This is a genomic window from Paenibacillus ginsengarvi, assembly GCF_003626695.1.
Classification (GTDB): Bacteria; Bacillota; Bacilli; order Paenibacillales; family NBRC-103111; genus Paenibacillus_AB; species Paenibacillus_AB ginsengarvi.
This window is the reverse complement of the sequence record NZ_RBAH01000004.1, coordinates 17139-36629: the sequence shown is the minus strand read 5'-3', so window position 1 is coordinate 36629 and position 19491 is coordinate 17139. Positions and strand designations below refer to the sequence as shown.

The 19491-nt window shown below is 52.1% G+C and carries 23 protein-coding genes and 1 tRNA gene; 14 read left to right on the top strand and 10 right to left on the bottom strand.

The annotated features are described in order from the left end of the window. Nucleotides 1-141 precede the first annotated feature (141 nt). Entirely contained in the window at nucleotides 142-798 is a 657-nt protein-coding gene (locus D7M11_RS06950; protein ID WP_120746450.1) for a transcriptional regulator, read from the top strand. Between the two features lie 336 nt (nucleotides 799-1134). Here D7M11_RS06950 and D7M11_RS06945 read toward each other — a convergent pair whose 3' ends face one another. The 4 genes from D7M11_RS06945 to ilvD all read right to left on the bottom strand — a co-directional run bounded on the left by D7M11_RS06945 (nucleotide 1135) and on the right by ilvD (nucleotide 5917). Next, complete coding sequence (locus tag D7M11_RS06945; protein ID WP_240040985.1) at nucleotides 1135-2976, bottom strand: alpha/beta fold hydrolase; 1842 nt, start codon at nucleotides 2974-2976, stop codon at nucleotides 1135-1137. Between the two features lie 70 nt (nucleotides 2977-3046). After that, nucleotides 3047-3634 carry a TetR/AcrR family transcriptional regulator gene (locus D7M11_RS06940; RefSeq protein WP_120746448.1) on the bottom strand — a complete coding sequence of 196 codons (588 nt, stop codon included), beginning with the start codon at nucleotides 3632-3634 and terminating at the stop codon, nucleotides 3047-3049. A 349-nt stretch (nucleotides 3635-3983) separates the two neighbouring features. Next, a tRNA-Ala gene (locus tag D7M11_RS06935) sits at nucleotides 3984-4056 on the bottom strand. Nucleotides 4057-4231: 175 nt separating this feature from the next. Further along, nucleotides 4232-5917 carry a dihydroxy-acid dehydratase gene (ilvD, locus tag D7M11_RS06930; protein ID WP_120746447.1) on the bottom strand — a complete coding sequence of 562 codons (1686 nt, stop codon included), beginning with the start codon at nucleotides 5915-5917 and terminating at the stop codon, nucleotides 4232-4234. A 323-nt stretch (nucleotides 5918-6240) separates the two neighbouring features. Here ilvD and D7M11_RS06925 point away from each other — a divergent pair, with 323 nt between their 5' ends. Together D7M11_RS06925 and D7M11_RS36330 are read left to right on the top strand one after the other, a co-directional pair. After that, nucleotides 6241-6639 (top strand): phage holin family protein, encoded by a 399-nt coding sequence (locus D7M11_RS06925; protein ID WP_120746446.1) that lies wholly within the window; start codon nucleotides 6241-6243, stop codon nucleotides 6637-6639. 191 nt (nucleotides 6640-6830) lie between these two features. Continuing rightward, nucleotides 6831-7007 (top strand): hypothetical protein, encoded by a 177-nt coding sequence (locus tag D7M11_RS36330; protein ID WP_158606490.1) that lies wholly within the window; start codon nucleotides 6831-6833, stop codon nucleotides 7005-7007. 74 nt (nucleotides 7008-7081) lie between these two features. On the opposite strand, the gene D7M11_RS06920 is transcribed toward D7M11_RS36330, so the two are convergent. Continuing rightward, entirely contained in the window at nucleotides 7082-7519 is a 438-nt protein-coding gene (locus tag D7M11_RS06920; protein ID WP_120746445.1) for a LytTR family DNA-binding domain-containing protein, read from the bottom strand. A gap of 443 nt (nucleotides 7520-7962) precedes the next feature. Between D7M11_RS06920 and D7M11_RS36325 the strand changes: the two genes are divergently transcribed. The 3 genes from D7M11_RS36325 (at nucleotide 7963) to D7M11_RS06910 (ending at nucleotide 9359) form a co-directional block, all read left to right on the top strand. Beyond that, a complete protein-coding gene (locus D7M11_RS36325) occupies nucleotides 7963-8103 on the top strand; it encodes a hypothetical protein (protein WP_158606489.1) in 141 nt (46 codons plus the stop codon). A 9-nt stretch (nucleotides 8104-8112) separates the two neighbouring features. Further along, nucleotides 8113-8544 (top strand): DUF86 domain-containing protein, encoded by a 432-nt coding sequence (locus D7M11_RS06915; RefSeq protein ID WP_120746444.1) that lies wholly within the window; start codon nucleotides 8113-8115, stop codon nucleotides 8542-8544. Between the two features lie 185 nt (nucleotides 8545-8729). Then, nucleotides 8730-9359: a helix-turn-helix transcriptional regulator gene (locus tag D7M11_RS06910; protein WP_420817769.1), complete on the top strand. Its 630-nt coding sequence runs from the start codon at nucleotides 8730-8732 to the stop codon at nucleotides 9357-9359. Between the two features lie 125 nt (nucleotides 9360-9484). On the opposite strand, the gene D7M11_RS06905 is transcribed toward D7M11_RS06910, so the two are convergent. After that, entirely contained in the window at nucleotides 9485-10120 is a 636-nt protein-coding gene (locus tag D7M11_RS06905; protein WP_120746443.1) for a bifunctional 4-hydroxy-2-oxoglutarate aldolase/2-dehydro-3-deoxy-phosphogluconate aldolase, read from the bottom strand. Between the two features lie 309 nt (nucleotides 10121-10429). Here D7M11_RS06905 and D7M11_RS06900 point away from each other — a divergent pair, with 309 nt between their 5' ends. Next, nucleotides 10430-10915 (top strand): DUF948 domain-containing protein, encoded by a 486-nt coding sequence (locus tag D7M11_RS06900; RefSeq protein ID WP_120746442.1) that lies wholly within the window; start codon nucleotides 10430-10432, stop codon nucleotides 10913-10915. Further along, the gene (locus tag D7M11_RS06895) at nucleotides 10908-11279 is read left to right on the top strand and encodes a YtxH domain-containing protein (protein WP_120746441.1); all 372 of its coding nucleotides are present in this window, start codon (nucleotides 10908-10910) and stop codon (nucleotides 11277-11279) included. The genes D7M11_RS06900 and D7M11_RS06895 overlap by 8 nt, the downstream gene beginning before the upstream one ends. Before the next feature lie 76 nt (nucleotides 11280-11355). Here the strand turns inward: D7M11_RS06895 and D7M11_RS06890 are convergent, their stop codons facing one another. Then, entirely contained in the window at nucleotides 11356-12477 is a 1122-nt protein-coding gene (locus tag D7M11_RS06890) for a phosphodiester glycosidase family protein (protein ID WP_120746440.1), read from the bottom strand. Between the two features lie 203 nt (nucleotides 12478-12680). Here D7M11_RS06890 and D7M11_RS06885 point away from each other — a divergent pair, with 203 nt between their 5' ends. The 3 genes from D7M11_RS06885 to racE all read left to right on the top strand — a co-directional run bounded on the left by D7M11_RS06885 (nucleotide 12681) and on the right by racE (nucleotide 15101). Further along, nucleotides 12681-13109, top strand: coding sequence for a disulfide oxidoreductase (locus D7M11_RS06885; protein ID WP_240040984.1), 429 nt, complete (start codon nucleotides 12681-12683; stop codon nucleotides 13107-13109). A 75-nt stretch (nucleotides 13110-13184) separates the two neighbouring features. After that, on the top strand, nucleotides 13185-14177 hold the full coding sequence (locus tag D7M11_RS06880) for a polysaccharide deacetylase family protein (RefSeq protein ID WP_120746439.1): 993 nt from the start codon (nucleotides 13185-13187) through the stop codon (nucleotides 14175-14177). A gap of 111 nt (nucleotides 14178-14288) precedes the next feature. Then, the gene (racE, locus tag D7M11_RS06875; protein WP_120746438.1) at nucleotides 14289-15101 is read left to right on the top strand and encodes a glutamate racemase; all 813 of its coding nucleotides are present in this window, start codon (nucleotides 14289-14291) and stop codon (nucleotides 15099-15101) included. A gap of 62 nt (nucleotides 15102-15163) precedes the next feature. Here the strand turns inward: racE and D7M11_RS06870 are convergent, their stop codons facing one another. Then, nucleotides 15164-15922, bottom strand: coding sequence for an SDR family oxidoreductase (locus tag D7M11_RS06870; protein ID WP_120746437.1), 759 nt, complete (start codon nucleotides 15920-15922; stop codon nucleotides 15164-15166). Between the two features lie 282 nt (nucleotides 15923-16204). Between D7M11_RS06870 and D7M11_RS06865 the strand changes: the two genes are divergently transcribed. Continuing rightward, a complete protein-coding gene (locus D7M11_RS06865) occupies nucleotides 16205-17107 on the top strand; it encodes an amidoligase family protein (protein WP_120746436.1) in 903 nt (300 codons plus the stop codon). A 94-nt stretch (nucleotides 17108-17201) separates the two neighbouring features. Here D7M11_RS06865 and D7M11_RS06860 read toward each other — a convergent pair whose 3' ends face one another. Further along, a complete protein-coding gene (locus D7M11_RS06860) occupies nucleotides 17202-17588 on the bottom strand; it encodes a DUF3054 domain-containing protein (protein ID WP_120746435.1) in 387 nt (128 codons plus the stop codon). 64 nt (nucleotides 17589-17652) lie between these two features. On the opposite strand from D7M11_RS06860, the gene D7M11_RS06855 reads away from it, so the two are divergent. Then, nucleotides 17653-17916, top strand: a complete 264-nt coding sequence (locus D7M11_RS06855) for a hypothetical protein (protein WP_120746434.1) — start codon at nucleotides 17653-17655, stop codon at nucleotides 17914-17916. Between the two features lie 25 nt (nucleotides 17917-17941). On the opposite strand, the gene ytvI is transcribed toward D7M11_RS06855, so the two are convergent. Beyond that, nucleotides 17942-19039: a sporulation integral membrane protein YtvI gene (gene ytvI, locus D7M11_RS06850; RefSeq protein ID WP_120746433.1), complete on the bottom strand. Its 1098-nt coding sequence runs from the start codon at nucleotides 19037-19039 to the stop codon at nucleotides 17942-17944. A gap of 140 nt (nucleotides 19040-19179) precedes the next feature. On the opposite strand from ytvI, the gene D7M11_RS06845 reads away from it, so the two are divergent. Beyond that, a complete protein-coding gene (locus D7M11_RS06845) occupies nucleotides 19180-19482 on the top strand; it encodes an iron-sulfur cluster assembly accessory protein (protein WP_120746432.1) in 303 nt (100 codons plus the stop codon). Nucleotides 19483-19491: the final 9 nt, after the last annotated feature.

Here is a 19491-nt window from a genome sequence, read left to right as displayed (position 1 = left end):
TTGCCAAAGCTGAATTCATGAAATATACTATTGTAAAATTATGTATTGGCGTGAAGCACATGCCGCTTTGATTATAAGGAATCTCTTGCGATTCCGGATCAAGGCGGCATTTTATTTTCTAGATCGAAAGAAGGGATACTAATGAGTGCTTTTGAGACAAAGATGAACCAATGGCTTCACGATCAACTTGCTGTAGAAAAAAATCCGAGAAGACGCGAAATCCTTCAAAAGGAAATTGGACACGGCACGAAAGAGTTTTTGAGAACGATATGGTTTCCTGCCGTAGGTAACTTTAATCATTTGTATGCGGAATGGGAAGTTCGGGATTATGGCAACCGATATCGTTATCTGGATCTTGCTTATATGCCCGGCGGAGCCAAAGGTTGCATCGAAATCCACGGTTACCGATCTCACGCCAGAGATATCGAACCATGGCGGTTCAGGGATTTATGCAAGAAACAAGCATATCTAGTATTGGGAGATTGGCTGTTCCTTCCTGTTGCGTATTTATCTATCGAGGAAGAGCCGGAGGTTATCCAGCAGATGGCGTTGTCCTTTGTCGGTAAGTTTGTGTCTATTTCAACAAATCATTCGCTTAGTTGGATTGAAGCAGAGGCTTTGCGGTTTGCGCGCGGAATCATTCGACCTTTTCGCTCCGATGAACTTTCCTTGCACCTGAATCGATCCACTAGACAGACGAGACGTATATTGGACAAGCTTGTAGAAATGAATGTATTAATTGTTCACAATGGACAACAGCGTTATCGGACCTATCAAGTGGTCAATCTTGACCTTTAGAACAAGAATAAAGTACATTCCTTGTGCTTATGGACACTAATGACCATTATGGGGAATTCTTCACGGTTTTCCCTGACAATTCCCTCGCTAATGGACAATAATGACCATATGAAAGCCAAAATTTCGAATCTTCGATGATAACGGTCTCTAATGTCCGAAACAGGAGCTATACTTCACAGGATGCCGTGCTCGTCCGCTGCGCTTCCTGCGCGCGGTCTGAACCCCTGACCTCATCGCTGCCAGCGATGCGCTCTCCCGCATTGGTCGGTTTCACTGCCCCAAATTTCAATGAAATTTATACTTGACATATTGAATGGCCATCCGAAGAATATGCTTCTATGACAACTCAAGATCCAAAACTTGACGAAGCCACTCAGCCACCTGATGCGGAGCTTCCAAAGGGTATTGATGACCATAGGGGATGAAAGTTGTATCGATGTGCTTGAATCGTTCCGGAATATGATGTGCTGCATCCCGGTCACCCCAATGGATTCGTACTTTTTGGGCGTTCCATAATTCAGGTTTTAGCTGGAAAGACTGGACTTGCGTTAACGCTGACATGACCATTGCGTTGGTAGAACGAATGCGGGTCGACTGCAGATCATGAATGACGTAGTTCGAGTAGTGATCCAGTCGTTCGCTGTCCGCGATAAAGTCATTGGCTTTCAGCAGTGTTTTTCTGAACGCGGAGCGAGATATAAGTTTCATAATCGACCTGGTAACACCTGCATATTTATATTTGGCATGAATGGGATGCAGTACGGGCTGCAATAGCAAGAGTTGCCTGATCTGCTGCTCAATTCTTTCCATGACCTTAGCAGCGATAAGTCCGCCGAACGAATGACCAATCAAAATAACAGGGCGATTCAGCTCGTGAATCATTTCGATCACAGCCTCTACATAGCCGTCCATCAGAGAAGGATGATGATGACGCGGTGAATGACCGAATCCGGGAAGGTCCACCAGCCAAGTATTGACATCATTCAATTGTTTCGCTATTGGAACGAAACAATCGGCCCCGCTGAATGTTCCGTGCAGAAAAATAACCGGTGTACCGTGATTCTCTTTTTCCAACGAAATCAGTTTGGATCTTCTGCGTTGCACGAACCCTTCGCGGTGCTCGGATGAGGGATGGCTTAACCGGAAATCAAGATCGGCGATTACGTAGGGAAGCGTGGTCGGAACAACGGATGTCCGTACCCCGTTCTTGCGCTCAAGTTCAAACTTCGAGGTAACCGGGAATTCCGATTTCACGAGAAAATTCATCGATTCTTTGGGAATTCCCAATCGCTTGCCGATGCCAAGTCTTAATAAAGACTTCAACAAAGCAAGCGGAATTGTGCCGAAAGGCGGCGCCGCTCGCATCTCTATCGCATTTTGCCTGATCAATGAACGGATCGACGGACTATCCTGCTTGGGATCCAATAAAAAATACGTATTACTCGCAAGCTCCTTTGTTTGCACTAAGTTAACAATGAATGATGCGACATGATCAATATGTACCATCGGCAGCCAGTAGTCCTTGCCTCCTGGAACGAGTGGCATAAGATTCCTTCTCACAGCATCTACCAGTATACTAAGACCGCCAATCTGCTCCGTAATTCCCGAGTAAGAATGGCCGATGACGGTACTGGGATTAACCGTGGACAGCGGAATGCCTAACGGTTTTAGTGCTTTTCGTATATAGGAGTCCGCTTGAAATTTCATCTTCTCATACGGGGGAGCTTTCTCAAGAACGGCATCCAGATTGTGAATAGCATTTTGCTCGTTATATGGACTCATATAGCCAACAACATGAATGAATTGCTTCAATCCTTTCTTCATATGGATTTTTTCGGAAAGTTCGGCCAATTCGATGGCAGGATTAAGAAAAGCTTGCTCTGCCTCAGTCTGGCTTAACTCAATATTCATGGGACCGCCCGCATGAACGATGATATCGGAATTTTGTATTCGTTTGTAATCGTTCGCGGATAGCCCTAATTTCGGTTTCGACAAATCTCCTATTACTGCAGTAACGTGTTGCGCCTCAAGCAAATGTAACCGCCCGAGGGTATGTTGAAAGCGATCAAGACTTCGCACGAGTACAATAATGTCGTGATGTTTGGATATTAACTCGGCAAGAATATGGCTACCGATATAACCCGTCCCGCCAGTCAGGAATATTTTCAATTGAATCATCTGCCTTTCGATTCATTTAATAGTACTGAATAGTGCTAGTCGGTGCAAAAAAAATGACTTAAGTAACTAATCACTTAAGCATCGAAGCAAAAGCTTGAATAAGATTCTGAGCTAGCATTGGATTGTTGGTGGCCTTGGTTAGGAATAGAGCTCCTTCGATGGAGGTGACAATCAATGCCGCTGTCTCATGTACGGGCAGATTCCGGCTCAATTCTTTCTTTTCCATGCCTTCTTCCAGCAGCTTCTCAACAACTTGTAGTTGTTTATCGAAAAATGCTTTTATTTTAGCTCTCGCTTCCGAAGAGGAATGGGAAGTCTGCGTATAAAGTGTCAGGAACGGACATCCACCAACATAATCGATTTGTTCATTATCCTCCGTGAGGATTCGAAATAATCGCTCCATTTTTGCAGGAATGGACATGTCTTGCGTCAAGGTACGGGATATTCGTTCTTCATACCGCGAGATCAATTGGTCGACAATTGCTAACAAAAGCTCCTCCTTACTTTTATAGTGGTAATAAATGTTGGTTTTTGAAACTTTGCTGAGGGCAACAATTTCGTCCATGCTTGTCACTTGAAACCCTTTTGTTAGAAATAAGGTCGACGCGGTCTTCAGGACGATATCTTTGTTTGAAATGCTTGATCTTTTGTTTGTCATGTTACTACTATACAGTACTAATAATATGTATGTCAAACCCTGGATGTGATTGGAAATGATGCTCGAACATTATGGGGTTCGCTCTTTCGCCAACAACATTGCCAAATCAAAAAACACGCTGGATTGGCGTGTTTGAAGTTTATGTATGGTGGAGCCAAGGGGGATGTTTCAATCTCTGATTGAACTTGCTGACAAAGCCTATTCAACGAGGACAACCATAGCGGTAGATTGAAACGCCGTGCTCACTCGCTGCGCTCCCTGCGCGCGGTCTGAACCCCTTTTCAGGGGTTCAATCCCCCTGAGGCCCAAAAACAAACGGACACCCTGTAGGATGTCCGTTTGTTTATTATGGAGCCTAGGGGGATCGAACCCCTGACCTCATCGCTGCCAGCGATGCGCTCTCCCAGCTGAGCTAAGGCCCCTCGTAAGCGACTTCTTAAGTATACAACAGAAGGACGAGGCTTTGCAAACGGTCGGCGAAAAGTAAATCTAATGCAAACATTCTGAATAATCGGAGAGTATATACTCCCTTTCATGACGTACTAAAAGAAAGCCCCGGCCGTGTCGGCCGGGGGCAACTTCCATTCCGAAATCCACTTACATTTTCATGACGCCGCCCTTGCTGGCGTTCGTAACGAGGGCGGAATAACGCGCAAGATAGCCGCGTTTGATTTTCGGCTCGAAGCCGGCCCATTGCGAGCGGCGGCTTTCCAGCTCTTCGTCGCTCACTTCGAGCGTAATCGTCCGGTTGTTCATGTCCAGCTCGATCATATCGCCGTCATGAACGAAGGCGATCGGACCGCCCTCGGCCGCTTCCGGGGAAACGTGGCCGATCGAGATGCCGCGGGAAGCGCCGGAGAAACGGCCGTCGGTGATGAGACCGACCTTCGTGCCAAGACCCATGCCGACGATCTGCGACGTAGGCGCGAGCATTTCCGGCATACCTGGGCCGCCCTTCGGACCTTCGTAGCGAATGACGACGACGTGGCCTTCCTTCACCTTGCCGTTAGCGATGCCGGACAACGCTTCCTCCTGCGAGTCGAAGCAGATAGCCGGTCCGCGGTGGTAGCCGCCGACGGATTTGTCGACCGCGCCGACCTTGATGATCGATCCGTTCGGCGCGAGGTTGCCGAACATAACCGACAAGCCGCCTTCCTTGCTGTGCGGATCTTCCACCGAGCGGATGACGGTGGAATCAGTAATATCGCAGCCGGCGACGTTCTCGCGCAGCGTGTTGCCCGAAACGGTCAAGACGTCGCCGACGAGGGAGCCTTCCTTTTTAAACAATTCGTTGATGATCGCGCTCACGCCGCCTGCATTGTGCAGGTCCTCGATATGATGATCCGATGCTGGAGCGAGCTTGCACAAATAAGGGACGCGCTTCGCCACTTCGTTAATGCGCTCGATCGGATAGTCGATATCCGCTTCGTGCGCCAGCGCGAGCGTATGCAGCACGGTGTTCGTCGAACCGCCCATCGCCATATCGAGAGCGAACGCGTTGTCGATCGAGTCTTTCGTCACGATGTCGCGCGGCTTGATATCTTTCTTGATCAGCTCCATGAGCTGCGTGGCTGATTTCTTGACGAATTCGCGGCGTTCCGGCGCGATTGCCAAAATCGTGCCGTTGCCCGGGAGTGCCAGGCCGAGTACCTCGGCGAGACAGTTCATCGAGTTGGCTGTAAACATGCCGGAGCAGGAGCCGCATGTCGGGCAGCCGAATTGCTCAAGCTCTTCCAGGCTTTTCTCGTCGATTTTGCCGGTCATGTACGCGCCTACGCCTTCGAAGACGGAAGTGAGCGAGATGGCGCGGCCGTCCTTCGTCCGTCCGGCTTTCATCGGTCCGCCGCTGACGAAGATGGTCGGGATGTTGATGCGCAGAGCGGCCATCATCATGCCCGGCGTAATTTTATCGCAGTTCGGAATACAGATCATACCGTCGAACCAGTGGGCGTTCACCATCGTTTCGACCGAGTCGGCGATAATTTCGCGGCTTGCGAGCGAATAACGCATACCGATATGGCCCATCGCGATGCCGTCGTCGACGCCGATCGTATTAAACTCGAACGGAACGCCGCCCGCTTCGCGGATTGCTTCCTTGACGATTTTGCCGAATTCCTGCAAATGCACATGCCCCGGTACGATATCGAGATACGAGTTGCATACGGCGATAAACGGTTTGTCGAAGTCTTCTTCCTTCACGCCGGCAGCGCGCAGCAAGCTGCGGTGAGGCGCGCGGTCGAATCCTTTTTTGATCATATCTGATCTCATTTTAGCCTTAGGCATAATGGCTTCCTCCTTGAATGGGTCGTGAAGTAGTCCGGCACCGATAGCGCCCGAAACAAAATGACTATCTATTATTTTATCAAAAAAAAACGAATTTTGCTCTACTTCCGGTATACTTTATTGCTTTGCCCTGCCAAAGTCAAGGCATAGAGGAAAATAAAAGCCATGAAAACGCTTCGGCCGTAAGATACGATGTCGAAAAAGGAAACAGTTAGGCCTTAAAGCCCGGCTCCGGCAAATTCCGCACAGCGCCCCGGCACGTTTCTAGCATTCGGCGCATAAAATTATAGTAGAAAAGCTTCCACAGAAAAGAAGGGGTGCGCATGCAGCAGTTCGGCTTTAATGCCCTGGTAGGCGTAGCCGGCGCCATACTCAACTATATGTTCGGAGGTTGGAATGAATTGGTGCAGCTCTTTTTTCTACTCATCGCAGTCGATTACGTGACCGGCGTAGCTGCTTCGCTCAAATCGGGTGCAGGACTGAATAGCGCGAAAGGATTTTGGGGAATATGGAAAAAAGGGCTGATGATCGTGATCGTGATGCTCGGGCACCGGTTCGATCTGCTGCTTGAAACGGAACTGTTTATGGCCGGATTCATCTATTTCTATATGGCCAACGAGCTAATCTCGATTACGGAAAACTGCGGCATACTCGGCGTCCCGCTGCCGGAAAAGCTTCGCAAGCTGATAGAAATATTAAAAAACAAACAGGAAAACCGTTAAGGAATCGATAATTATGTCGAAATATATCAAAAAACGAAAAAAAATATTAAAGCTACGGTAACATTTTTCACCGAGCTTACGTATACAGTATTAGTAAGAAGATCCCGGCGCCTTCTATGAGCTTGGACCGGGGGGCGCTGAGATTTTGCCGAATCTGTAGTCCGGAATCACCATAAAGGAGGCTGAGAACTATGCCTTACTACATAAGCTACAAAGGTAAAAAACTAGGCTCGCCGCTTAGCAAGCACGAGGCGGAGGAGAAGCTGCTCGTCTTGAGCCGCTGCTTCAAGCAGCTCGAGATCATAAAGGAAACCCCGCAGGCCGTCGGGTCGTTTTATCAGCCCCGTCCGCTCGCGGAAACAAAATGAAAGAACCTTTCTTCGGAAAGGTTCTTTCATCTTGTAATGAACTTAGCGAATCGGTAAAGCTCGCCCGCACGGACTTATCCGTCTTCCGATGTGCGGGGAACGATCCGAAACCGGTCGCCTGCCGGCTTGGACGAATATTCAAGACTCGTATTCGTGTTGTTCGCGATGGCGCGGGCAATGACGTTATGGAACATCTTTTGCTTGATGAAGGCGACCGTGGCGTACTTGCTGTCGGCCGACGGCTGATCTTCGAAATAGATTTTTCCTTGTTTGCTGTCCAGCTTTTTGATTTTATTCAAATTGACCAGATTCGTTTTGTCGAGCAGATCGAAACCGCTGTCAAAAAAATGGTCGTAAAGCTCGGAGAGCGTGGACAAATGATAATATTTTTCGTCCATCGTATGATAGACGATGTTTCGTTTTTCAATGTTGATATATAAAACATCGTTTAGATCAAGCATGACGAGTTCGGTTTCGTTCTCATTTTTCGCTTTCAGGACGGGGATCATCATGGCCTTTTCCTCCGTTAAAGTCTGATCTGGCTCTATTTTACAACGATTCCCAAATGGTGACAATCCCCGCTCGGTATATAGCGGTTCATTCGTCCCATTTTTTGGAATAGCCTTTATTTAGAGCATATATGAATATACCGATAATGAGAACCGTCAAAATGCCGAGCAATACCCATATTCCTATCATGTAAGGTCTTCCTTTCTGTCAAAGCTTATCTTGGCAACATTAACTATACACGATAATTGATAAAAAAGGTATATTTACAGAGAAAGTAAGAGAAATGTATGCCAATGTATATTTGGGATTGACCGATGGGTACGGATGATAACTACCGGAGCCCGCGTTTCTTGACGCTTGCATCGCGCGAAGCTAAACTAAGTAGAGATAAGACCAATGCCGCATATACAGGCATCCGGTTAAGGCAGGTAGGATGGTGAACCCGATGTATAGTTGGCCGCTCCAAGCCAAGCTCGAAATGGAAGATATCGGACAAGCGATGTATGTGGTGCTAATCGTCGCTCTGACCTTTATCGCCGTTATATTGTGGGCCAAATGGAATAAGCGCAAGCGCAGCAGAAAGTAGGGAACTTCGATGTATTATGTCAACCATGAACAGATCGGCGATCGACTGAATATGATCCCCGTTCTGTCCGAAGCGGCGGAGAAGCTGACTGCGGAATGGCGCGGAGGGACTCCGGATCTGATCGCCATGCTCGCCCAGGAGAGGACGCTCCATCTGTCCATCGAGCTCGTTACCGATGTGGGCAGTCTGCTTATCGACGGATTTCTGATGCGCGATGCGAGCAGCTACGAGGATATTGTGGACATTCTCCATGTGGAGGGCGTTTTTCCCGATAATCTCTACGCACCGCTGCAGCAGCTCGTTCGTCTACGCAAGCCGCTCGTTCAGGAGTACGCCCATGCCGGGCGCGAGGAGCTGCACCCGCTTACGGACAAGCTTCCGGCGCTGCTGGCGCAGTTCCGTGAATCGGTCAAGCAGTTTATATTCAAGGAGCTAGCCTGACGCGGCAGGCGGATGTTTACGGTGTCCGGACGGATCGGCGCCGTCGCCCGCCTATTTTTGAAACAATGTTGTTTATTAATTTACTTATGTCCGATTTTGCGATAAAATGGCGATAAGCGCATATCCCGATCCCGATATCGGGCTGTGCGAATTGTATATATAGACCACCTGGGGGTGACCCGAGCTTGGATATGGAACAAGAATCCTCCACAAGAAGAACGATTGTCAAAATGCTCAAGACGAGCGGTCCTCTCGGCGTAAGCGAAATGGCCAAACGGCTCTCTATTACGGAGATGGCCGTACGGCGCCACTTGAATACGCTGGAGCGTGACGGCTATATCGATTCGCATATCGTTCGGCAAAGCATGGGCAGGCCGATGCACGTATATCGTTTGACGGAAGCAGCGGAAGATCTGTTTCCCAAAAATTATCATACGCTGGCGCTCGATCTCCTCGGCGAGCTGGGGGACGAAGAGACGGTCGGCAAGCTGTTCGGCAAACGCAAGGAGAAGCTCGTCCAGAAATATGAACCGGGCATGGAAGGCAAGTCGCTGGAAGAGAAGGTCGAGAAGCTGGCGGATATCCAGAACGCGAATGGCTACATGGTCGATTGGGATCGGACCGAGAACGGGTTCGTGCTTCAGGAGTTTAACTGCCCGATCTCCCAGGTAGCCAATCGGTACGGCGATGCTTGCGAATGCGAGCAGCAGCTGTTCGAGGAACTGCTTGGGGCGGACGTGGAGCGTACGGAATGTCTTGCCAAAGGTGATGGCAAGTGCGTCTACCGGATTACGCCCGCAGGAAAAGCGAAGTAAGCGGCTGGTTGCAGCCGGCAAAGGAAAACACCGGCATGATCCCGTTCCCGGGGTCATGACCGGTGTTTTTTGGCTTCCTGCCAGCAGTTTCATATTGCCCTATTATGACTGATAGGCAAGTCCCGTTATCCAATCGTTCGGCTCGTGAGCTGGGAGGCGCGCTCCTTTACCCAGTCGAAATTGCCTTCGCAGATTTCTTTCAAATTGATCACGTAGCTGCCGATTCCGACCGCGTGACAGCCGGTGCGGATAAAATCGGCTATATTGTCGGTGTTAACGCCCCCGACGGCAACCATAGGAATATGCTTCAGCGGTCCTTGCAGCTCTTTAATGTACTCGAGCCCGAGGCTCGCGCTCGGGAACAGCTTCACGGCGGTTGCGCCGGCCTTCCAGGCGCGGACGATTTCGGATGGGGTCATTGCGCCGGGATAAATCGGCACCCCTTGGTCGCGGCAGCGGCGAATGACGTCCTCGTCTGTGTTCGGAGTGACGATGAACGAAGCCCCCGCATCCAGCGCAAGCTGCAAATCGTCCATATCCAGAACGGTTCCGGCTCCAATAAACAGGCGGTCGCCGTGAGTAGCTTGCAGCCGGCGGATCATATCCGGCGCCCCCGGCGTATTAAGCGTAATTTCGAGCACGGTAATGCCGCCGGCGAGCAGCGCTTCGGCTAGAGGCTCGATGTCGGCTTCTTTCACGCCGCGCAGGATGGCGATAATGCGCGTGCGCTGGATTTCGGACAAGCCTTGTTCGCGTTCCATGACCAGACTCCCTTTGTGGATAAAATGGCGAATATGGTATTATTATAGCCTTAAGTCCGGTGCGGCGTCTAATCGGGCGCGCCGGCTGTCCGGCAGTACGAAGAGCGGCGGAGAGAGGCGTTTCTGCCAAGCGTCGGCAATTTTTTCGATTTTTTTCAGCCTTAGCTGTGTCAAACGATGGTTGATGTACTTATAATGAGAGTAAGAACTGGGCATTCGTCTAGAAAGAAGCATGATTACCGGGAGCCGCCCGCTCCCCGCAAGCCGTTTTTCTCAGCCCCAATACGCAGTTAGCGAGGTGAAGCCGTTTTGATCATTCAAATTAGCGTTGCCTGCATCGCCACAGCTTTTATCGTGCTGGTCGTTTATCTCGTCGCGGCTTTGCAAACCGCCCGGGCTTCCTTGAAGCAGGTAAACGAGACACTCGTCCATATCGACGCCAAGCTGGACGCGGTAACAGGAGAAACCGTCAAGCTGATGCAGCAGACGCAGCAAATCGCGGATAACGTGCAAGGCAAAATGAATTCGCTCGACACGCTATTTCATTCCATCGGGCAAGTGGGAGAATCGGTCAGTGAGGTAACGGCATCCGTTAAGCAGGTATCGGCGACCGTATCGAATTCGGTCCGGCTCGCCGGCGATAAGGTGAACCGGGAACGGAATACGACGGCGGAGCTGATGGAGTGGGCGTCGCTCGCTCTTCACTTGTGGCGCAAGTGGCAGTCCCGAAAACGGCCAGACATCCAACAGCAAAAGCAACAACAACCAGACGAAAGGAAGGATCACAATGTCTGAACATAGCGGAAGAGGGAAAGACTTTTTGCTCGGAGCGATTGTCGGCGGCGTGCTCGGCGCGGTCACGGCGCTGCTGCTCGCTCCCAAAAGCGGCAAGGAGCTGAGAGCGGACCTTTCCGAGCAGGCGCATCTGATCGGGGAGAAGACGCACGAGCTGGCGGAAACGGTCGGCGGCAAAACGCAGGTCATCGCGAAGCAGGTATCGGAGCATACGGGCGAATGGATGCAGAAGGCGAAGGAAGTCGTCGATTCGGTATCCGAAGAAGTGAAGGCATGGAAGGATGCCCGCAAGGAAGCGGTCGTTTCGAGCGAGGAAATGATGCCGGCTGATGCCGAAGTGCTCGGCAGACGCGATTTGAAATAAGAAAAGAGTCCGTTAAAAAGCACACAAAAAGAAGGCTTTCCGATGGAGAGCCTCTTTTTGCATGGTTATCCCGTCGTTACCATTTGGACGGATCGATTTTGCTGATGTCGAGCCCTTCCCAGACGTTGCGGATCGGCGCCTTGGCCGGATCGTCGAAGACGAGAAAGGCGGTCGGCAAGTAGCGTTCGCCGTGCGGGCTGGCCGGCTTGTTGACGATCTCGTTGTTATGAACGAGCACGGTGGAGGAGCCTCCGTCGAGATTGGCGGCGATGACCGCTCCCCGCTCGAGAAAGATTTGCTGAATATCGTACAAGGTGGCGCCGATGCTGTGCGTTTGGCGTCCGTCTATAATGGCGAACAGAATCGTGCCGTCCGCCGTCTGCGCCATACAAGTACGCGGAGCGATGCCCCAGCCGTCGGCCTGGTTTTTGATCAATCCTTTGCCGTCGTTGATAAACTTTGGCGTGAACGTGACCGCTTCCTGTACACCCATCTCGAGCATCTGTTTGGGCGTATATTTGCCGGCTACCATGCGCCCATCTTTATCGATGCCTACAATGGACGTCGGCGTTGTCATAGCGCCGTCGTTGTAATAAATTTTGCCTCCGGAAATCACGATCCCGGTCGGCTGGAAGCCGTTGCCCATCCATTCCGGATCGACGAAGCCGCCGGCGTTTACGCCCGCAATGGCGCCGGTTCGCTTCACCATGCTGGACACCTTCTCGCCTTTGCCGACTTTGTCCGGAACGGCCAGACGTATTTTTTTCGGATCGCGGACGATGAGCAGATGGCCTTTGAATTTCGCACCTTCGATCGGCTCGATTTTGACAAGCGGTTCTTCCTGTTTTTTGATTTCCTCCCGCGGCGGAGGCACATGGACGCTCACTGTGCTCGTCGTTTCCGACATTTCCTCGAACTGCTGCATATATTTGGCGACTTGCCTGTCGAGCCCTTCCTGACCGATCAAATATTTCGCCCAATGCCGGTGCTGAGTCGTGATCAGCGTGTCGGCCATCAAGTAGCGCAGCTCATTGCCGGAGGCGGTAAGGAAAAACCAGCCGCTGAACAGCGCGGCCGAAATCATCATAAGAAGAAATAAGTTCCGCACAAACCGGAGGCCCCGCCGTTTCTTTTTTTTCTTGGGTGAACGAACGGTTGGTCCCGGGGCGGATGTACGATTCGTAAGCTTCGGTTCCATCAGAAATCCTTTCCAATAGTTGATGGGTATTCTATACAATTAACGTATTAGTCGACAAAAAGTTTCAAACGCGGGTAACCAAATAGTAGCTTTTACGGAATTATCGCCCTAATGGAGACATGTCCCCCGTTTCTTTCCAAGAAGGGCCTGTTTCCTCTATAATGTAGAGGAAACGTCTTTTGAAGGGAGACAGGACCGTAACCATGCGTAAATTTATGGCCGAAAACGGCCTTCATCTGTCGTGGGCGATCGCCCTCGTCGCCATGCTGGGCAGCTTGTACTTTTCCGAGGTAAAAGGGTATTTGCCGTGCAAGCTGTGCTGGTACCAGCGCATCCTGATGTATCCGCAAGTGTTCCTGATCGGCATTGCGGCGGTGCGCAAGCAGCAGGTGTACATGTACGTGCTTCCGATGACGATTCTGGGAGGCTGCATCTCCATCTACCATTACTTGATGGAGAAAACGGATCTGTTCAAGTCGAATTCGTTTTCGTGCGGGATCGTGCCTTGCGACGCGGAGTATATTAACTGGTTCGGCTTCGTTACGATTCCGTTCCTGGCGCTGACCGCATTCGTGCTTATTACGGCGATTCATCTCGCGCTCTGGCGTTTAGACAAGTCGAAGAAGGCTTGAACAATCGGACGAGCCTGAGAGGAAATCATTCCCTGACGGCGAATATAGGCCTATAGCAACGTGAGGAGGAATTGGATGCGCAAACTTAGTTCGTTATTGGCCGTAGCTTTGACAGCCGGCACGCTGCTCTCCGCGTGTTCGGATACAGGGAAGGAAAGCTCGGGCTTGCCGCAAGGAGGCAAGGAAACGTTGCCGGCACAGCAGCCCGAGAACAAGCCGGCGCCGGAACCCGTGAAGCCAACACCCGAGCCGGTGAAGGAAAGCAAGCCGGCGGAGGAACCGAAGAAGGAGCCCGATCCGGCTCCCGTGACTACGCCAGCCCAACAATCGGTGCAATCGCAAACGTACCAGCCTCCGAAGGAGGCGGCCAAACCGACGGCTGCCGATAAAAAAGCCGTTTCCTGGTATTACATGAAGAAGAAAAAAGGGGAAGTGCCCGGATTCCCGGCCGAAGTGAAGCAGCTCAAGCCGGGGCAAAAGGCGGTATGGGTCGGCACAGGTAAAAAAGTGTATTTGACGATCGACGTCGGCGGCGAGCTGCTCGATTACAAGAAGCTGCTCGGCGCGCTGCGGGACAACGACGTGAAGGCGACCTTTTTCGTTACCGGCTATAATTTGAAAAACAATCCGGACTATCTCAAGCTTCTGCTTGAAGAAGGCCACACAGTCGGCAATCATACGATTACGCACAAAGATTTCACGACACTGACCGACGACCAGGTCAAACAGGAAGTGACCGACTTCGAGAAGCTGTACAAAGGCATAACCGGTCAGGATTCGCCGAAATATTTCCGCTTTCCGTACGGGACGTACAGCCCGCATCTGCTGACGCTGCTGACTGATCTCGGTTACACGTCCTACTTCTGGTCGACTGCGATGAAGGACTGGGAGCCGCGCAAGAACGGTGCCGACGACGCATACAACGATATTATCGGCAACTTGCACGACGGCAACGTTATCTTGATGCATCAGGCCTCGAAGGAGAACATCGAGGCAATGGATCGCATACTGAAGCAGATCAAGAGCGAGGGGTACGAGTTCGGTACGCTCGCGGAGCTGCAAAAGTAAAGAAAGGCTGGTGCGGCGGCGCATGCGCCGCCGGCCCGCTGGTACGTTTCCTTCCGGCTCTTCATATTGTAGTATGAAGTCTTCATCTGCCGAGGAAAAGGAAGCGATAACGTGCATCAAGCGATCGCCATTTTGGATTCCGGCGTTGGAGGACTGACGGTCGCCAAAGAAGTGATGAGGCAACTGCCGCAGGAGGAAATCGTCTACTTCGGTGACACTGGAAGAGCGCCGTACGGTCCGAGAGCCCCGGATGAAGTGTTGAAATTTACGGAGCAAATCGTCGAATACCTGCTTCAATTCCAGCCGAAAATGATCGTGATCGCTTGCAACACGGCGACCGCCATCGCCCTTAAGCATGTGCGTTCGCAAGTGAACATACCGGTTGTGGGCGTCATCCAGCCGGGATCGCGGGCGGCGATCAAAGCCACGAAGACGGGGATGATCGGTGTTATCGGCACGGAAAATACGGTAACGAGCGGCGCTTACCCAAGAGCGCTTCAGGAGCTGAACCCGGATACGAGTGTCGTCAGTCTGGCTTGTCCGGCTCTGGTGCCGCTCGTAGAGAAACGTTTGTACCGTTCGGATATGGCGCGTACAGTCGTCAGCCAATCGCTCCAGCCGCTGCTGAACAGTCCAATCGACTGCCTCATTCTCGGCTGTACGCATTACCCGTTTTTGGCGCAGATGATTGCCGAGACGGTTGGTCCCCGCGTGTCGATCATCAGCTCGGCTGACGAAACGGCCCGGGAAATCAGCACGCTGCTGCATCATCGCGGCCAGTTGGAGACTTCGGGTAAAGTCCCGGTTCACCGTTTCTTTTGCAGCGGCGATCCTGAAACGTTCCAGGCGATTGCGCTGGAATGGCTCGGTGAGCAGATCAAAGTGTCGCCCGTGTTTTGGCAAATGACGCGGTTATCTAGGTGACAGCAGCAAAAAAGGGATGGAGCGGCAGCGCCGCTTTCATCCCTTTTCCGTTTGTTTAGCTCTCAGTAGGCGGTCCAGCCGGCATCGGCGGTGATGACCGTACCGTTCACGAACGACGATTCGTTGGAAGCAAGGAAGAGCGCGACCTTGGCGATTTCTCCCGCCTCTCCCGTTCTCGGATTGAGCGGCACGCCGGCCATCGCTCTCTCCAGTCCGAACGTATTCGGTTCCGAACTGCCTACGCCGATGTTCGTCTGCACGCCGCCGGGTGCGATCGCGTTGCAGCGAATGCCCAGCTTCGCATATTGAAAGCCAACGTTTTTCGTCAACCCGACAACCGCATGTTTGGCGGCGGTATAAGCGGCTCCGGCGCGCGATCCGTACAATCCGCCGACGGAAGCGATATTCACGATGACGCCTTTCTGTTTCTCCATAAAGTGAGGCAGCGCCTTGCGGATCGCCCGCATCGGTCCCGTCGCATTAATCGCGAAGACGCGTTCCCAGAGCTGGTCGGTCAATTCGTGAGCCGGCACCATGCCATCCATAATGCCTGCGTTATTGATCAGAATGTCCAGCGTTCCGTACGTTTCGTGTGTGACATCGAACAGTCGCTGGATATCTTCCTCTTTCGCCACGTTGGCGACGACGTCGGTTGCGGTCCCTTGGGCCGCTTCGATCAGCAGTACCGTTTCGCGCGCGGACCCCTCGTTAATGTCCGATACGACGACGGATGCTCCTTCCTTAGCGAATAGAATCGCGATCTCCCGGCCCATGCCGGAGCCGGCTCCCGTAACGATTGCTACTTTGCCATCCAATATCATCGTCCATGCCTCCTGGTTCGTTATCTATCTGGGAGTGGATTCCATTCCTACATTCATTGTACAATGGAAGCATATAAAACTTATGCGATCTTAGTATGCGAACAGCCGGCCCGTCCGATTCAGAGGGCTGGGGTGTGTAATTCGCCATAATAGAGCCGGACTATAAGAGGCGAAGGAGTGACCGATATGAACCGTGAACAAGTACCCCGCTAAGCCCGTGGTCCTCCATGCATGTAACCCCTTGCAATTACGATTACAATCAGATGAAAGAGGGGATACGGCATGTGGCCGAAAATCGTTGATTGGAAACAGCTTAAATTCGGGGTAGAGATCGAATTCGTAGGAGGCCGGCCGACAGAGGTAGAACTATTGCCCGGCTGGGAAATGTCGCTGGATGAGAAGCAGCTCGACCTGACAGGTGCGGAGTCGGGAAGCGAGCTGAAGCCGCCGCCGATTCAGTGGGAGCAGCGCGACCAAATTCGCGAGATGCTGACCCGGTTGAAGGCTGGCGGTGCGGAGGCGAATTGGAGCTGCGGCCTGCATGTGCATGTCGGCCTAGAGAGTTGGGGCGATCCGATCGTCGTGCCGCTTGTGGAAGCGGCCGCTCAAGTACAAGACGCTTTGCGATTCTTGCTGCGAACGAGCGAGCATCGCCTGTTCTTTTGCCCGCCGATTACGCCGGATATGGCGCAGCGGTTTGCTGCCGAGCCTAGTCCGCAGCACATTCGCCATCGAGGAAGGCCGCAGTCTCATCGCTGCGGAATCAATGCGGCCGCCTGGTTCGATATCGGCACGGTGGAAATCCGTTATGCGAACGGCTCGCTGGACTACGAGGAGATCGTGAATACGATCGAGCTATGTTTGCGTTTCGTAGCCGCCATAGGAGAGGGAAGGCAGTTACCGAACGATCCGGAGCGGCTGGCCTTTGAGCTTGGGGCGCCCGTTCAAGGATATCCGCCATCGGCGACACCGCCGCAGTGGTTCAAGGAGCGTATATGGCTCGAGGAGCAGCTTCTTCCGCTTGTCGCCCCGTTCGCCGCGGATCTTGTACCGAACGGTGAAATCCATCATATCGTACCGGTGGAGGACGGTATTCTGATCGCCATCGAAACCGGCGAAGAGGTGCTGCACAAGTTCGTGTGCCGATTGACGAATACCGGATGGGAGCTTTTGCGGCGTTGTTAGATCGTCTGTAAAAAGCTGAAGCCTCCGTCTCCGCTTGAGTTTAAGCGGAGCGGAGGCTTTTATTTTGCAAACGAACGAGGAGCCTGCCAGCGCTTTACTTGCCGTGACGACCGGCCCACCGGTATAAGACCGCGCAGAGGAGGCGCCAGACGATCATAAAGGAAGCGATAAGCGGGAAAGCTACGTAGGCGAAAGTGCCTGCCGGTGGTCTTCCGAGTAAAAGCGAGCGAATGAGCAGACCAAGCGGAACGGCTATCAAGCACGTGAGCAGCGCGTATCCGGCCGCTTTGCCGAACGTGGAAACGGTCCTCTCCCTGTACGTGCGGAAGGCAAGCAGAGCAACGATCCAGCCGATGGCGAACGGGAGAGCCGTTTGCAGCGAGTCGGTCAATGAAAACGCCATATCATGATCTTCCCGGCCGGCGAGCACGAACAGGAAGAGAACAAGCAGATCTCCGCCGGCGATAAGCAGTACAAACATGGGTTCTAAATCTCCTTTGGGTAAGCCTGAATTCAGCAGCGGAGACCGGGAAGGGAGGCTAGGGATGATTCGCAAGCTATTGTCCTATAAGCATTGGAGCCACGTTGTCCGGCGCGTCATCCGTCTTCTTGGCTCAGCGGATGTTCCGCTCGCGGAGAAGCTGCTTTTCGGCGTTCCGGTTCTATTGTACTGGGTACTGCCCGATGCGCTTCCGTTTGTCCCGCTTGACGACATTGCCGTCACTATGCTTGCGATGAACTGGTTCGCTTCTCGAGCGGAGCGAAAGTATGGTGCGGGCGAAAGCGGCAAGCAGGCTTCCCGCGAATAACCGGGAGACGAGCGCACAAACTGCGTCAAACGATATGCTTGTCGTATTCTTCCTCGGGCAGTCTTATCCATCTGCGCAGGTAGCCTTGATCGTACAGCGCTTTTACCAATATAATGAGCACCGGCGATAAAATGACGCCCGCGACGCCGAACAGCGACAGCGATACGATCATGAACGAAAGCATCGTAAAGGCGGAAACGCCCAGCGAGTCGCCGGTAATTTTCGGCTCGAGTATTTGCCTCGTCCCGAGGACGAGCACCAGCAGGACGGTCAGCGATATCGCAAGCTTGATATTGCCAACGACGAACAAATAGATGATCCACGGAATAAACACGGTGGAAACGCCGAGCAGCGGCAGCACGTCGAATATGGCGGAAAGCAGCGCGATCGAAAAAGCATTGTCCACGCGCAGCACGAGCAGCGCAATAAAGATGATCCCGAACGTCAGCGTAATAAGCTTCGATTGGGCTTTTACATAGGAGACGATTCCTTTCAGCACGTTTTCCTTCAGAAAAAAGAACGCGTTTTTAAACGTGCGCGGCGTTTTGTCCGTCGCGAACTTTTTCCACGAGTCGATCTCGAGGCTTAGGAAGTAAGCCAGGATAATCCCGATCACAAAGTTGAAAAGGAACGAGGAGAACGAAGTGAGCATGCCGAACAGTCCGCCTAGAAACGTAGTCGCCAGCTTTGCGCCTTTGCTCGTAATAATAGACGAATAGTCCTTGACCCGATCGAGCCAGTCGGGAGGCAGCGCCTCCAGCTTCGATTGCCAGTAGCCCATATTGCCGACGATCTGCTCCTGCAGGATGGCCGCATAGACCGGTATTTTCTGAGTGAGCTGATACAACTGGGCCGTAAAGATCGCGCCCGCTCCGATGATGACGCTGAGCAGAATCAAGATGAACAGCAGCGTCGATATCGTCGTCGCCAGCGACTTCTTCATGCCTTTCCGGTTCAGAAATTTCGCCAGCGGCTCGATGATCGCGAAGATGACAAGTGCCAGGAAGATCGGGGTGGCGATCCGGTACAAGTAGCTGAAGGCGAGCATGAACAAGTAAACCGTCAGCGCCATAAGCGCAATGTCGAAAACGGTCTTGTAATATTTTTTGTAAAACGATAGCATCGGCCGCACCTCGGTAAATGTTGGATTCTCCCCACATTTTATCGTTTTGCGCAGGGGAAGTCCACAAAAGTTAGACGATGCCCGTAAAACGTGGTATCATTTTGAAAGTGAATCACGACAAACAAGGAGTTGAGCGTTACATGAACGTCAAAATAACGAGGAAAGCGGCGAAAGTGCTGCTGAATGAACTGACGCTGGAGGAAAACAGCGGGCTGAAGGTACGGGTCAAGGTCGACTTCACGCACGGCAACCACGTGCATTATGCGCTCGGATTGGACGAGGCCGGCGAAGACGATATCGTCGTTTCGACTGATAAAGGAATAGATGTCATTCTCGAGAAAAACGAACCGATGCTTGACGGCGTCAAGATCGATTATTTATATTTGCCGAACGAAGGCTTCTTCATCACGAACCCTAGCAAAGGGAACACCGGCGACCACTAAGGAAAGCCG

Coding starts and splice junctions, on each gene's coding strand:
- D7M11_RS06870 (WP_120746437.1), bottom strand. CDS start 15,922: ATGATATTGGATGGCAAAGTAGCAATCGTTACGGGAGCCGGCTCCGGC.
- D7M11_RS36330 (WP_158606490.1), top strand. CDS start 6,831: ATGCCTTACTACATAAGCTACAAAGGTAAAAAACTAGGCTCGCCGCTT.
- D7M11_RS06845 (WP_120746432.1), top strand. CDS start 19,180: ATGAACGTCAAAATAACGAGGAAAGCGGCGAAAGTGCTGCTGAATGAA.
- ilvD (WP_120746447.1), bottom strand. CDS start 5,917: ATGCCTAAGGCTAAAATGAGATCAGATATGATCAAAAAAGGATTCGAC.
- D7M11_RS06890 (WP_120746440.1), bottom strand. CDS start 12,477: ATGGAACCGAAGCTTACGAATCGTACATCCGCCCCGGGACCAACCGTT.
- D7M11_RS06895 (WP_120746441.1), top strand. CDS start 10,908: ATGTCTGAACATAGCGGAAGAGGGAAAGACTTTTTGCTCGGAGCGATT.
- D7M11_RS06950 (WP_120746450.1), top strand. CDS start 142: ATGAGTGCTTTTGAGACAAAGATGAACCAATGGCTTCACGATCAACTT.
- D7M11_RS06915 (WP_120746444.1), top strand. CDS start 8,113: ATGTATTATGTCAACCATGAACAGATCGGCGATCGACTGAATATGATC.
- D7M11_RS06865 (WP_120746436.1), top strand. CDS start 16,205: ATGTGGCCGAAAATCGTTGATTGGAAACAGCTTAAATTCGGGGTAGAG.
- D7M11_RS06855 (WP_120746434.1), top strand. CDS start 17,653: ATGATTCGCAAGCTATTGTCCTATAAGCATTGGAGCCACGTTGTCCGG.
- D7M11_RS06945 (WP_240040985.1), bottom strand. CDS start 2,976: ATGATTCAATTGAAAATATTCCTGACTGGCGGGACGGGTTATATCGGT.
- ytvI (WP_120746433.1), bottom strand. CDS start 19,039: ATGCTATCGTTTTACAAAAAATATTACAAGACCGTTTTCGACATTGCG.
- D7M11_RS06860 (WP_120746435.1), bottom strand. CDS start 17,588: ATGTTTGTACTGCTTATCGCCGGCGGAGATCTGCTTGTTCTCTTCCTG.
- D7M11_RS06885 (WP_240040984.1), top strand. CDS start 12,681: ATGCGTAAATTTATGGCCGAAAACGGCCTTCATCTGTCGTGGGCGATC.
- D7M11_RS36325 (WP_158606489.1), top strand. CDS start 7,963: ATGTATAGTTGGCCGCTCCAAGCCAAGCTCGAAATGGAAGATATCGGA.
- D7M11_RS06880 (WP_120746439.1), top strand. CDS start 13,185: ATGCGCAAACTTAGTTCGTTATTGGCCGTAGCTTTGACAGCCGGCACG.
- D7M11_RS06920 (WP_120746445.1), bottom strand. CDS start 7,519: ATGATGATCCCCGTCCTGAAAGCGAAAAATGAGAACGAAACCGAACTC.
- D7M11_RS06905 (WP_120746443.1), bottom strand. CDS start 10,120: ATGGAACGCGAACAAGGCTTGTCCGAAATCCAGCGCACGCGCATTATC.
- D7M11_RS06925 (WP_120746446.1), top strand. CDS start 6,241: ATGCAGCAGTTCGGCTTTAATGCCCTGGTAGGCGTAGCCGGCGCCATA.
- D7M11_RS06940 (WP_120746448.1), bottom strand. CDS start 3,634: ATGACAAACAAAAGATCAAGCATTTCAAACAAAGATATCGTCCTGAAG.